The sequence below is a fragment of the Actinoplanes sp. G11-F43 genome, from assembly GCF_050589265.1.
Taxonomy (GTDB): domain Bacteria; phylum Actinomycetota; class Actinomycetes; order Mycobacteriales; family Micromonosporaceae; genus Actinoplanes.
This window is the reverse complement of record NZ_JBNZCE010000042.1, coordinates 53,038-67,564: the sequence shown is the minus strand read 5'-3', so window position 1 is coordinate 67,564 and position 14,527 is coordinate 53,038. Positions and strand designations below refer to the sequence as shown.

Sequence of the window (14,527 nt, the reverse complement as noted above, 5' to 3'; positions counted from 1 at the left end):
CCCCGTGAGGAGCTGCTGTGATTCCGCTGTCGTACGCCCAACGCCGGCTGTGGTTCCTGAGCCGGCTGGAAGGCCCCTCCGCCACCTACAACGCGCCGATCGTGCTCGACCTGCCGGGGATCCCGGACCGGGCCGCGCTGGCCGCCGCGCTCACCGACGTGGTCACCCGGCACGAGGTGCTGCGTACCGTCTACGACACCGTGGACGGCGCCCCGGTGCAGCGGGTGCTGACCGGCACCGATCCGGGGCCGGTGGTGCGGGAGTGCGCGCCCGGCGACCTCGATGAACTGGTGTCACGGTTCTGCACCGGCACCTTCGACCTGGCCGTGGAGCCGCCGCTGCGCTCCTGCCTGTTCACCACCGGGCCGGGAGACGCCGGGCCAGGAGACGCCGGGCCGGATCGGTCGGTGCTGGTGCTGCTGACGCACCACATCGCCACCGACGGCGCCTCGGTCGGGCCGCTGCTGCGGGACCTGACCGACGCGTACCGGGCGCGGCTGGCCGGTGCCGCCCCGGACTGGGAGCCGCTGCCGGTGCAGTACGCCGACTACACCCTCTGGCAGCAGGACGTGCTCGGCGGCGAGGACGACCCGGACAGTGTCGTCGCCGGTCAGCTGGCCTGGTGGCGGGAGAACCTGGCCGGGCTGGCCCCGGTGCTGCCACTGCCACTGGACCGGCCACGGGCCGCCGCCACCGGACGCGGCGCCACCGTCACCGGGCTGCTCGAACCGGCCGTCCACACGCGGCTGACGGATCTGTCCCGCGCGCACCGGGCCAGTCTGTTCATGACCATGCAGGCCGCGCTGGCCGCCACCCTCACCCGGATCGGATCCGGCACCGACATCCCGATCGGCACCCCGGTCGCCGGCCGTCCCGATGAAGCCCTGCACGACCTGGTCGGCTTCTTCGTCAACACGCTCGTGCTGCGCACCGACGTCTCCGGCGACCCGGCCTTCAGCACCCTGCTGGACCGGGTCCGGGACGCCGACCTCACCGCGTACGCCAATGAGGAAGTGCCCTTCGACCTGATCGTCGAACGTCTCAACCCGGCCCGCTCCCCCGGATACCACCCGTTCTTCCAGGTGATGCTGACCGTCGGCACGCACGCGCCGGACGACCTGTTCCTCGGCGATCTGCCGGCGGCCGGCCGGCCGGTCGACCTGGGAGCGGCCAAGTTCGACCTGACCGTGTACTGCGCCGACACCCGGGACCGGGAGGGCTCGCCGGACGGGATGCGGGTGGAGTTCCAGTACGCGACCGACCTGTTCGACGAGTCCACCGCGCGGCTGCTGCTCGACACCTATCTGCGGGTGCTGCGGGCGGTCGCGGCGGATCCGGGCACCACTGTCGGGGCGCTCGACGTGCCGCCCTCGGCGCTGACCGACCGGACCGCCCGCGCCCTCGCTCCGGCGCCCCTCGCCGCTGAGGAGACCGACGACGGGCCGGCCGACCCCCGCGAGGAGATCCTGGCCGGGTTGTTCGCGGCGGTGCTGCGGGTGGACCGGGTCGGGCGGCACGACAGCTTCTTCAAACGCGGCGGCCACTCGCTGCTCGCCGTCACCCTGATCAACCGGGTCCGCGCGGTGCTCGGGGTGGAGATCGGGCTGCGGGACTTCTTCCTGGAACCCACCGTCGCCGGGCTGGCCCGCCGGATCGCCGGACTGTCCGGTTCCGCCACCCGGCCGCCGCTGGTCCCGGTGCCGCGGCCGGATCCGATGCCACTGTCGTACGCGCAACGCCGCCTGTGGTTCCTGGAACAGTGGGGCGGCGCCGGCCGGATGTACAACATCCCCCTGGTGCTGCGGCTACCCGAACCGCTCGACCCGGCGGTGCTCAGTGCGGCGGCCCGGGACGTGACCGGCCGGCACGAGGTGCTGCGGACCGTCTACCGGTCGTCCGGCGGGGATCCGTGCCAGGTGGTGCTGGACCGGGCCGAGCCGGTGGTGACCGTTCTCGACACCGAGCCGGACGATCTGGCCGCGGCGATCGACAGGGCCACCGGGCACGTCTTCGACCTGCGGACCGAGATCCCGTTCCGCCTCTGGCTGCTGGGTCCCCGGGTGCTGGTGGTCCTCCTGCACCACATCGCCGGGGACGGCTGGTCGACCGGGCCGTTACTGCACGATCTGGGATCGGCGTACGCGTCCCGAACAGCCGGACAGGCTCCGGAGTGGACACCTCTTCCGGTGCAGTACGCCGACTACACCCTGTGGCAGCGGGACGTGCTCGACGCGGCCCTGCCCGGTCTGGTCGAGCACTGGTCCACGACTCTGGCGGGTGCGCCGCCGCTGCTCGACCTGCCGATCGACCGGCCCCGGCCCGCCGAGTCCAGTCATCGGGGCGCGGTCGTGCCGTTCAGCCTCGGCGCGGAGTTGCACGCGGGTGCCGCCGAACTGGCCCGTACGTCCGGCACCACGCTGTTCATGGTCTGTCAGGCGGCGCTCGCGGTGCTGCTCAACCGGCACGGGGCGGGCACCGACATCCCGATCGGCACCGTGGTGGCGGGCCGTTCCGACGAGGCCCTGGACGATCTGGTCGGCTTCTTCGTCAACACTCTCGTGCTGCGCACCGATGTGTCCGGCGACCCCACGTTCAACGATCTCCTCGGCCGGGTCCGGGACACCGATCTGGCCGCCTTCGATCACCAGGACCTGCCGTTCGAACGGCTCGTCGAAGCACTCAACCCGGCCCGCTCCACCGCCCACCACCCGCTGGTCCAGGTCACTCTGGTGCTGCAGACCACCACCTCCGGTGGGCTGGCCGGCGATCCGGTGCCGTTCGAGACCGGCACCGCGAAATACGACCTGACCCTGGCAGTCCGCGAGGAGCACACCACCGGCGGGGAACCGGCCGGCCTCCGCTGCGTCCTGGAATACGCCACCGACCTGTTCGACGCCGCCACCGCCGAACTGTTCGCCGACCGCTTCGGCCGGCTGCTCCACGCGGCCGTCACCGACCCGAACCGCCCCGTCGGCGACCTGGCCCCGGGGGACCCGGGTGAGCCGCACGCCGGATGCCCGGCGCTGACCGAAGCCGAAGCCGGGCGGCTGGCCGAGTTCGGGCCTCGGCCGGCGCACTCCTCCGGGTGGCATGTGCTCGACGACCGGGGACGGCCGGTGCCCACCGCGGGCCGTGGCACGCTGCATCTCTGCACCACCGACGCCGACGGCCACCGGTTGCGCGATGCCGGAGTGGCCGCCGGGGTGTCCGCGCGAGGCGAACTGCGGCTGCACCTGCCAGATCCGGACAGAACTACCGCCACCGCTTCCCGGCCGTCCGGCCCGCTTGCAGACGAGCCGCTTCCAGGCGAGCCGCTTCCGGTCGATCCGCGGGAGGAACGGTTGCGCGAACTGTTCACCGAGATCCTCGACGGCCGGCCGGTCGGCCGGGACGACAACTTCTTCAAGGTCGGCGGCCACTCCCTGCTGGCGGTACGCCTGGTCAACCGCATCCGCACCGCCCTGTCGGTGGACCTGTCCGTCCGCGACATCTTCCAGGCGCCGACGGTGGCCACCCTGGCCACCCGCCTGACCGCGAGCACCGCCCCGGCCCGCCCGGCCCTACGCCGCCGAGCGGAAGCCCGTGTGCCGAGTTGAGGCGCGTCCCGCACCACAACTCGGCACACGGTTGAAGCCCGACCATCGCGTGACCCGAAACGGTCCGAACCGCACCACAACTCGGCACGCGGCTGAAGCCCGACCATCGCGTGACCCGAAACGGTCCGAACCGCACCACAACTCGGCACACGGTTGAAGCCCGACCATCGCGTGACCCGAAACGGTCCGAACCGCACCACAACTCGGCACACGGTTGAAGCCCGGTCACCGTGTGGCCGGGAGGGCGGCAGCATGCTGCCGCTTCGGCTGCCGCCGGCCCGGTGGCGCGCTGACTAGCCTGATCTCAGCGCGCCGCCGGGATCCTTTCGTTCCGGCACCCCTCTCTTCGACGTCCACGGTGGGGGCCTCCACGGCCCCCGGGTGGCGTCCGTCCGCGAATCGCAGGAGGAGAAGCGATGCCCTCGATCGACTACGCCGGGCCGGCCACGGCCGCTGGAGGACCGGGCCGGCAGCATCCGCCGGCCCCGGTGATCCTCGATGGCGGGCCGCCGGCCGGGCGGGTCGTCGACGTGCTCGACGCGATCGCCGCCCGGACCGCCGCCGCCCCCGGACATCCGGCCGTGATCGCCGGGGAGACCTCGCTGAGCTACGCCGAACTGGACGCGGCGGTCGCGGCGCGGGCCGCCGAACTGCGCGCCGGCGGTGCCGGGCCCGGCCGGCTGGTGACCGTGTGCCGGCCGCGCGGCGTGGACACGATCGTCGCCATCCTGGCCGTGCTCCGGACCGGAGCGGCCTACCTGCCGCTGGACCCGGGCGCGCCGGCCGCCCGCAACGAGGCGATCCTCGCCGACGCCAGCGGTCGCGACGAGACGATCCCGGCCGGCGCGAGCGGCCTCGGTGAGGTGGCGCCGCCGGAGCTGGCTGTGGTGGTCGAGCGGGGCGAGGTGGTTCTGCCGGGGACGCCGGTGGCGGCCGGCACCGCCTACGTCATCTACACGTCCGGCTCCACCGGGACTCCGAACGGCGTTCTGGTCGGGCTGGCCGCGCTGGCGCACTTCGTCGCCGGGGCCACGCACCGCTACGGCATCACCGCCGCCGACCGGGTGCTGCAGTTCGCTCCGTTGCACTTCGACGCCAGTGTCGAGGAGATCTTCGTGACGCTGGCGGCCGGGGCCACGCTGGTGCTGCGGGGTGACGGCATGCTCGACGTTCCGGCTCTGTTGGCCGGATGCGTGAGGCATCGGGTGACCGTTCTTGATCTGCCGACGGCGTATTGGCACGAGCTGGCCTACGCGGTGTCCGGCGCTGCGACGAGCCTGCCGGGCACCCTGCGAACCGTGATCATCGGCGGTGAGGCGGCCCTTCCCGAGCGGGTGGCGCGCTGGCGGCGGGCGGTCGACGGGGTGCGGCTGTTCAACACCTACGGGCCGACCGAGGCCACCGTGGTCGCCACGGTGGCCGAGTTGACCGGGCACGACGGTGGGGAGATCCCGATCGGGCGGCCGCTTCCGGGGGTTCGGGCGGCGGTGGTCGACGAGGAGTTGTGGCTGCTCGGTGGCGGGCTGGGGGACGGCTACCTGGGCCGGCCGGAGTTGACCGCGCGGCGGTTCACCACTCTGGACGGGGTGCCGGCGTACCGGACCGGCGACCGGGTCCGGGTGCGGCCGGACGGCCAGCTGGGTTATCTGGGCCGGCTGGACGACGAAGTCAAGATCAACGGGCATCGGATCGATCCGGGCGCGGTCGAGTCGGTGCTGCTCGGCCACCCGGGGGTGCGGGACTGCGCGGTGATCGCCCAGGACCTGGCCGACGGGATGAAGCGCCTGGTGGCGTTCGTGGTGGGCGACGCCGAGGCGGCTGACGTGCGGGCGTTCCTGGCCGATCGGCTGCCGGCGGCGGCGGTGCCGGGCACGGTCCGGCCGGTGGGCACCCTGCCGCGGACCAGCAACGGCAAGGTGGACCGGCGGATGCTGAGGAGCCTGCCGGCCGCCGAGGTGGACCGGCGGGCACCACGGGACCGGCCGGCCGCCGAGGTGGACCCGCGGCACGGGCCGGCCACCGCGGAGATCGTTCTGGAGCCGGGCGCGGAGCTCGTCCCGCTGTCGTACGCCCAGCGCCGCCTCTGGTTCCTGTACCGCCTGGAGGGCCCGTCGGCGACGTACAACGTCCCGTTGGTGCTGGAGTTGTCCGGCGTACCGGATCGGGTGGCCCTGTCCGCGGCCCTCGGTGACCTGACCGCCCGGCATGAGGTGTTGCGCACCGTCTACCCGTCGGTCGACGGCGAGCCGGTGCAGCACGTCCTGGACGACGCCGGTGACGTGCTGTCGGTGGTGGAGTGCCCGGCCGGCGAGGCCGGTGAGCGGGTGGCCCGGTTCTGTGCCGGCACCTTCGACCTGGCCGTGCAGCCGCCGCTGCGAGCCCAGCTGTTGATCACCGAGCCGGCAACCACCGTGCTGGTGCTGCTCGTGCACCACATCGCCACCGACGGCTGGTCGCTGAACCCGATGCTGCACGATCTGGAGACCGCCTACCGGGCCCGGCTGGCCGGTGTCGCGCCGGAGGTCGAGCCGCTGCCGGTGCAGTACGCCGACTACGCCCTCTGGCAGCGGGATCTGCTGGGTGACGGCGACGATCCGGCCAGTCTGCTGGCCCGGCAACTGTCCTGGTGGCAAAGTGCCCTGGACGGCCTGCCCGCGGTTCTGGACCTGCCGCTGGACCGGCCCCGCCCGGCCGAGTCCGGCTTCCGCGGCGCTTCGATCCGGGCGGTTCTGGACGCCGATGCCCGGCAGGGGCTGGACCGGCTCGGCGAGGATCGTCAGGCCAGCCCGTTCATGGTGATGCACGCCGCGCTGGCCGCCACTCTGACCCGGCTCGGTTCGGGCACCGACATCGCGATCGGCACCCCGGTCGCCGGCCGTCCGGACGAGGCCCTGCACGACCTGGTCGGCTTCTTCGTCAACACGCTCGTGCTGCGCACCGACGTCTCCGGCGACCCGGCCTTCACCACCCTGCTGGACCGGGTCCGGGACGCCGACCTCACCGCGTACGCCAATGAGGAAGTGCCCTTCGACCTGATCGTCGAACGTCTCAACCCGGCCCGATCGCTGGCGCACCACCCGTTCTTCCAGGTGATGCTGACCGTGGACACGTCGGTCCCGGCGGACCCGCGGCTGTTCGGGTCGGACGCGCGGATCGTGCCGGCCGGTCTGGACGGGGCCAAGTTCGACCTGAGCCTGTCCTGCGCGGCCCTGCCGGACGGCACGATGGAGATCTGGCTGCAGTACGACGTGGACCTGTTCGACGCCGGGACCGCCGCGTTGATGCTGGACGCCTACCTGCGGCTGCTGCGGTCGGCCGCCGCGGACCCGGACGTCCCGATCGGGGAGCTGGCCGTCCTCACCGAGGACGAGCGGACGGCTCTGGACGCCCGGCGGGCCTCCGTGCAGTCCGGCGCCACCGTGGTCACCGGATCCGGCGGGCGGAGCCGGTCACCGCGCGCCGACCTGCTCCGCGACCTGTTCGCCGAGGTGCTGGGCCGGCCCGGGGTGACCGTCACCGACGACTTCTTCGCTCTCGGCGGCCATTCGATGCTGGCGATCCGCCTGGTCAACCGGGTGCGGTCGGCGCTCGGCGCGGAGATCGGCCTGCGGGACGTGTTCCGGGCGCCCACCCCGGGCGGGCTGGACCGGCTGATCGGCGAGCGGAGCGGCACGGCCCGGCCGCCGTTGACCGCGACGCCCGCGGACGGGCCGGTGCCGCTGTCGTACGCGCAGCGCCGCCTCTGGTTCCTCGGTGAGCTGACCGGCCCGAGCGCGCTCTACAACATCCCGCTGGTGCTGCGCCTGGACCGGGTGCTCGACCCGGGGGTGCTGGCCGCCGCGCTGGCCGATGTCGCCGGGCGGCACGAGGTGCTGCGGACCGTCTACCGGGACGCCGGCGACGATCCGGAGACTGTGGTGCTGGACGGCGCCCGGCCCGAGCTGACCGTTCGTGATCTGCCCGCCGATGAGCTGTCGGAGGCGATCGACGGGGCGGCCGGGCACGTCTTCGACCTGCGTACCGAGATCCCGTTCCGGTCGTGGCTGTTCCGCCCCGCCGACGGCGCCCAGGTCCTGGTGCTCCTGCTGAATCACATCGCCGGGGACGGCTGGTCGACCGGTCCGTTACTGCACGACCTGGGATTGGCGTACGCGTCCCGAACAGCCGGACAGGCTCCGGAGTGGACACCACTACCGGTGCGGTACGCCGACTACACCAGGTGGCAACAGTGCCTGCTCGACGCCGAGATGCCGCGGCTGGTGGACTACTGGCGGGGCGCGCTGGACGGCGTACCGCAGGTGCTGGATCTGCCCACCGACCGGCCGCGTCCGGCGGAGGCGAGCCATCGGGGCGCGGTGGTGCCGTTCGGGTTCGGCGCGGACCTGCACACCGCTGTGGTCCGGCTGGCCCGCGAGTCGGACAGCACGGTCTTCATGGTGGTGCAGGCGGCACTGGCCACACTGCTCTCCCGGTACGGGGCGGGCACCGACGTCCCGATCGGCACGGTGGTGGCCGGCCGTTCCGACGAGGCCCTGGACGACCTGGTCGGCTTCTTCGTCAACACCCTCGTGCTGCGCACCGACCTCTCCGGCGACCCCACCTTCAGCGAATTGCTCCGCCGGGTCCGGGACACCGATCTGGCCGCTTTCGATCACCAGGACCTGCCGTTCGAACGGCTGGTCGAGGAGCTCAACCCGGCCCGCTCCACCGCCTGCCACCCGCTGATCCAGGTGCTGCTGAACCTGCAGAGCGCCGGACCGGACGACGATCCGCCGCCGTCCGCGCTGACCGGCGAGGAGCTGTCGTTCCGGGCCGGGGTGGCCAAGTTCGACCTGACCGTGGCGGTGCGCGAGCGGTATGACGCGGACGGTGTCCCGTGCGGGGTGTCCGGCGGCCTGGAGTACGCCACCGACCTGTTCGACGAGCCGACGGTGGTCCGGCTCGGTGACGCGCTGGCCCGGCTGCTGGCCGCGGTGACCGCCGACCCGGGGCTGCCGGTGAGCCGGCACGACCTGCTCACCGGCGAGCAGCGGCAGGAACTGCTGGAGACCTTCAACGACAACCCGGCCGGTGCGCCCGATCTGCGGATCACCGAGGTCTTCGACGGGTGGGCGGCGGCCGGGCCGGACCGGGTCGCGCTGATCGGCGGCGACACCACGATGACCTACGGCGAGTACGGTGCGGCGGCGAACCGGCTGGCCCGGCGCCTCATCGATCTCGGGGTGCGCCGCGGTGACCTGGTCGGGGTGCTGCTGGGCCGGGACCTGCCGATGGCGGTGGCGATGCTCGCGGTGCTGCGGGCCGGGGCCGCCTACACGCTGCTGGACCCGGAGTTCCCGGACGCCCGGCTGGCCGAGCTGGCCGGCGGGGCCGGGCTGGTGGCGCTGGTGTCGGACACCGCGACGGCCGGGCGGCTGGGCGCGGCCCGGCCGGCCCGCACGGTGCTGCTGGACGTGGACGCGGGCGTCCTGGACGCGCTGCCCGCCGATCCGCCGGAGGTGCCCGGTGACCCGGGTGACGCGGCCTGTGTCATGTTCACCTCCGGTTCCACCGGCCGCCCGAAGGGTTCGCTCGCCGCGCACCGGGCCGTCGTCGGCACGGTGACCGGCCAGGACTTCGCCGGCTTCGGCCCGGACCAGGTGTGGTTGCAGGCCGCCCCGGTCTCCTGGGACGCGGCGGCGCTGGAGTTCTGGGGCGCGCTGCTGAACGGGGCGGCCTGTGTGCTGCAGCCCGGCCAGCGGCCCGAACCGGACCGGATCGCCGCGCTGGTGGAGCGGCACCGGGTGACCAGCCTGTGGCTGTCGGCGGGCCTGTTCAACCTGATGCTCGACGAATACCCGGACACCCTGGCCGCGGTCCGGCAGGTGATCACCGGTGGCGAGGCGCCGTCGGTGGAGCACCTGGCCCGGTGCCGCCGGCTGCTGCCCGGGGTCCGGCTGGTGCACGGGTACGGCCCGGTGGAGAGCATGATCTTCACGAACTGCCACCGGATCGACGAGCCGCCCCGGCACGCCCCGGTCCCGGTCGGCGCGCCGCTGGTGAACCGCCGCTGCTACGTGCTGGACGACCGGCTGCGCCCGGTGCCGGCCGGGGTGACCGGCGAGCTGTACGTGGCCGGCACCGGTCTGGCCGACGGCTATCTGCACCGGCCGGCCCTGAGCGCGGCGGCCTTCGTGGCCGACCCGTTCGCCCCGGGCGAGCGGATGTACCGCACCGGTGACCTGGCCCGGTGGACCCGGCACGGCACCGTGGAGATCCTCGGCCGGGCCGACGACCAGGTGAAGATCCGCGGCTTCCGGGTCGAGCCCGGTGAGGTCGCGGCGGTGCTCGCCCGGCAGGCCGGGGTCGACGGGGTGGCGGTGATCGTCCGCGAGGACCGGCCCGGTGACAAACGGCTGGTGGCGTACCTGACCCCGGCCGGCCTGGCGGTGACACGGATCCGCGAGGCCGCCGCCGGCGTGCTGCCGGCGCACCTGGTGCCGGCCGCGTTCGTGACACTGGACCGGCTGCCGCTGACCCCGAACGGGAAGATCGACCGCCGGGCGCTGCCCGCTCCGGCGGCCGGCGCACCGTCCCGGGCCGGGCGCACCCCCGTCGAGCAGCTGCTCGCCGAACTGTTCGGGCAGGTCCTCGGGGTGGACCGGGTCGGCGCCGACGACGGCTTCTTCGACCTGGGCGGGCACTCGCTGCTCGCCACCCGGCTGGTGAACCGGATCCGGGCGGTGTTCGGCGCCGGGATCGGGGTGCGGGACGTGTTCCAGGCGCCCACCCCGGCCGGGCTGGCCCGGCGGATCCAGGAGGCGGCCGGCCGTCCGGTCCGCCCGCCGCTGACCCCGGCCGAGCCCGGGGCCGAGGTGCCGCTGTCGTACGCCCAGCACCGGCTCTGGTTCCTGAACGAGCTGGACGGGCCCAGCCCGCTCTACAACATCCCGGTGGCGCTGCGCCTCGACCACGAGCTCGATCCGGCGGCACTGGCCGAGGCGCTGGCCGACGTGACCGGACGGCACGAGGCGCTGCGCACCGTCTACCGGGAGCGCGACGGCGAGCCCCGGCAGGTGGTGCTGGACGGCGCCCGCCCGGTCCTGACCGTGCTCGACCTGGAGCCCGGCGAGCTGGACGAGGCGGTCACCGCTGCCGCCGGGCACGTCTTCGACCTGTCCCGGGACGTGGTGCTGCGGGCCTGGCTGGTGCGGCCGGCCGGCCGGAACCAGGTACTGGTGCTGGTGGTGCACCACATCGCCGGGGACGGCTCGTCGATGGCGCCACTGCTGCGGGACCTGACCACCGCGTACCGGGCCCGGCTGTCCGGACGGGCCCCGGACTGGGCGCCGCTGCCGGTCCGGTACACCGACTACACCGTCTGGCAGCGCCGGGTGCTCGGCGATCCGGCCGACCCGGACAGCCCGGTCCGCCGCCAGCTGGACTTCTGGCGGGCCGCGCTGGACGGCGCCCCGCCGGTGCTGGACCTGCCCGCCGACCGGCCCCGCCCGGCCCGCGCCGGACATCGCGGCGACGCGGTGCCGTTCCAGCTGGACGCGGCCGCGCACACCGCGCTGGTCCGGGTGGCCCGGGCCACCGGGGCGTCGCTGTTCATGGTGCTGCAGGCCGGGTTCGCGGCGGTGCTCACCCGGCTCGGCGCCGGCACCGACATCCCGATCGGGACGGTGGTGGCCGGCCGCGACGACGAAGCCCTCGACGATCTGGTCGGGTTCTTCGTCAACACCCTGGTACTGCGCACCGACGTCTCCGGCGACCCCACCTTCGGCACGCTGCTGGAGCGGGTCCGGGACGCCGACCTGGCCGCGTACGAGCATCAGGATCTGCCCTTCGAACGGCTCGTCGAGGAGCTGAACCCGGCCCGGTCCACCGCCCACCACCCGCTGTTCCAGGTGATGCTGCTGGTCCGGGACACCGCGGCGGCCGACCCGGACGGCTCGCCGTTCGCCGGGCCGGAGCTGCCGCTCGGGCCCGGCACGGTGAAGTTCGACCTGACCCTGTCGGTCGGCGAACGGCGGGACGCGGCGGGCGCCCCGGCCGGCCTGGACGGCTCCCTCGAATACACCGCCGACCTGTTCGACCCGCAGACCGCGGTGCTGCTCACCGAACGGCTGGCGAGGCTGCTGACCGCCGCCGCCACCGACCCGGAACGGCCGGTCGGCGAGCTGGACCTGCTCGGCGACGAGGAACGCCGGTGGCTGCTGGACGGCTACAACGACACCGCGGTCCCGGCCACCCGGGGCGGGGTGCACGAGGCGTTCCGGGAGCGGGCCCGCCGGACCCCGGAGCGGATCGCGATCAGCCACGGCCCGGTGCGGTTGACCTGTGCCGAGGTGGATCGCCGGGCCAACGCCCTCGCACACCGGCTGATCGCGGCCGGGGTGCGGCCGCAGTCGACGGTCGGGGTGCTGATGGACCGGGGCGCCGACCTGGTGGTGGCCAGCCTGGCGGTCCTCAAGTGCGGCGCGGCGTACGTCCCGGTCGGCACCACCCTCCCGCCGGACCGGGTGCGGACCATCCTGGCCGACGCCGCTGCTCCGGTGCTGCTGACCGACCGCGAGGTGACGGAGACGTACGACAGCCGGGTTGTGCCCTTCGCCGTCGGTGACGGGCCGGACCACGACCCGGGGCTGCCGTTCGACGACCGGTCGCTGATGTACGTGATGTTCACCTCGGGCTCCACCGGGCGCCCCAAGGGGGTCGGCGTCACCCACCGCAACGTCCGGGAGCTGGTCGCCGACCGGTGCTGGGACGCGGCCCACCACCGCCGAATGCTGGTCCACTCCCACTACGGATTCGACTCCTCGACGTACGAGATGTGGGTGCCCCTGCTGCTCGGCGGGGAGCTGGTGATCGCCGAGGGGCACGGCGCCGACCTGGCCGAACTGGCCCGGACCATCACCGACCACGACGTGACCGCCGCCTACTTCACGATGGGCCTGTTCCACGTGATGGCCGACGAGGGGCTGGCCGTGCTGGCCCGGCTCCGGGAGGTGTGGACCGGCGGGGACGTCGCCTCACCGGCCGCGGTCCAGCGAGTCCTGGAGCACTGCCCGGACACCGTGCTGGTGCACAGCTACGGCCCGACCGAGGTCACCTTCGCCTCGCATCAGCAGCGGTTCGGCACCGACCGGGGCGCGTTCGGCGGGGTGCATCTGGGCCGGCCGCTGGACAACAACCGGACCTACGTCCTGGATCCGCTGCTGCGCCCGGTGCCGCTGGGTGGCACCGGTGAGCTGTACCTGGCCGGTGACCAGGTGGCCCGGGGCTATCACGGGCGGCCGGCGCTGACCGCGGAACGGTTCGTGGCCGATCCGTACGGCCCGCCCGGCACCCGGATGTACCGCACCGGCGACCGGGTGGCCTGGAGCAGCCGGGGCGAGCTGCGCTTCCTCGGGCGTACCGACGGGCAGGTGAAGATCCGCGGCTTCCGGATCGAGCCGGGTGAGGTGGCGGCGGCGCTGGCCGCGGACCCGGACGTCGGCCAGGTGGCGGTGGTGGTCCGCGAGGACCGGCCGGGCGACAAGCGCCTGGTCGCCTATCTGGTGCCGGCCGACACCGCGCCGGTACGCGACACGGCCGCCTGGGAGTCCGCGGTGACCGCCACCGCGGCCCGGACCCTGCCCGGATACATGGTCCCGTCCGCGGTGGTGGTGCTGGACCGTCTGCCGGTCACCGTGAACGGCAAACTCGACCGGCGCGCGCTGCCCGCACCCCAGCGGGACGGGCGGGCCGGGCGGGCGCCGCGAACCCCGGACGAGCACCGGCTGTGCGCGCTGTTCGCCGAGGTCCTCGGGGTGGACCGGGTCGGCCTCGACGACGGGTTCTTCGAGCTGGGCGGGCACTCGCTGCTGGCCACCCGGCTGGTCAGCCGGATCCGCGGCACGACGGGCCGGGAGGTCGCCGTCCGGGACCTGTTCGAACGGCCGACGGTGGCCGGGCTGCTCGGCGACAGCCGGGGTGTGGACACCCTGGACGTGCTGGTACCGCTGCAGCCGGCCGGGAGCCGCCGCCCGCTCTTCTGTGTGCACCCGGGCGCCGGGATGAGCTGGGGGTACGCCGGCCTGGCCCGGCGCCTGGGCCCGGACCAGCCGATCCACGGCCTGCAGACCCGGGCGCTGACCGTGCCCGGATACCGGGCGGCAGGTGTGCCGGAGCTGGCCGCGGACTACCTGGCGGAGATCCGGCGGGTGCAGCCGCACGGCCCGTACCGGCTGCTCGGCTGGTCCTTCGGCGGGGTCCTCGCGCACGCCATGGCCGTCGCGCTCCAGGAGGCCGGCGAGCGGGTCGAGCTGCTGGCCATGATGGACGCCTATCCGGTGTCCGCCGAGGACGCGGACCGCGAGCCGGACCCCGGCGAGACCATGCGGATGCTGCTCGGCGACGATCATCCGGACCGGTACGACCCGGACACGGCCGCCGAGGTGCTGCGCCGGCGTGACCCCGTGCTCGCCGGGTTCACCCACGACGAGGTGCGCGCGCTGGTCGAGGCCACGGTCCGGCACGCCGAGATCCTGACGGAGCACCGGCCCGGGGTCTTCGACGGCGACCTGCTGTTCTTCGCCGCGAGCCGGACCGGGATCTCCCCCGAGACCTGGGCACCACATCTGTCCGGTGTCCTGGAATGCCATCACATCGACACCGAACATCTGCGTATGACCGAACCGGAACCCCTTTCCGAAATCGGTGCCCGACTGGCCGATAAACTGTCCGAGAGGAAATGACATGACCAATCCGTTCGACGACGAGGCCGGCACGTTCCTGGTATTGGTGAACACGGAGGGGCAGCACAGCCTCTGGCCGGTTTTCGCACCGGTCCCGGACGGCTGGGAGACCATCTTCGGCCCCGCTGACCGGTCCGGATGCCTGGAGCACATCGAGCAGAACTGGACCGACATCCGCCCCCGGAGCCTGGTCGCGCAGTACGCGTGAAC

At 73.8% G+C, this 14,527-nt stretch carries 3 protein-coding genes; all 3 read left to right on the top strand.

Translation table 11 applies throughout. The features are described from left to right. Nucleotides 1-17: 17 nt before the first annotated feature. Nucleotides 18-3,596: a condensation domain-containing protein gene (locus ACQ0O7_RS36940; protein WP_430789525.1), complete on the top strand. Its 3,579-nt coding sequence runs from the start codon at nucleotides 18-20 to the stop codon at nucleotides 3,594-3,596. 416 nt (nucleotides 3,597-4,012) lie between these two features. Further along, on the top strand, nucleotides 4,013-14,317 hold the full coding sequence (locus ACQ0O7_RS36935; RefSeq protein WP_430789523.1) for an amino acid adenylation domain-containing protein: 10,305 nt from the start codon (nucleotides 4,013-4,015) through the stop codon (nucleotides 14,315-14,317). A gap of 1 nt (nucleotide 14,318) precedes the next feature. Further along, entirely contained in the window at nucleotides 14,319-14,525 is a 207-nt protein-coding gene (locus ACQ0O7_RS36930) for an MbtH family protein (RefSeq protein WP_430789521.1), read from the top strand. Nucleotides 14,526-14,527 lie beyond the last annotated feature (2 nt).

Coding starts and splice junctions, on each gene's coding strand:
- ACQ0O7_RS36935 (WP_430789523.1), top strand. CDS start 4,013: ATGCCCTCGATCGACTACGCCGGGCCGGCCACGGCCGCTGGAGGACCG.
- ACQ0O7_RS36930 (WP_430789521.1), top strand. CDS start 14,319: ATGACCAATCCGTTCGACGACGAGGCCGGCACGTTCCTGGTATTGGTG.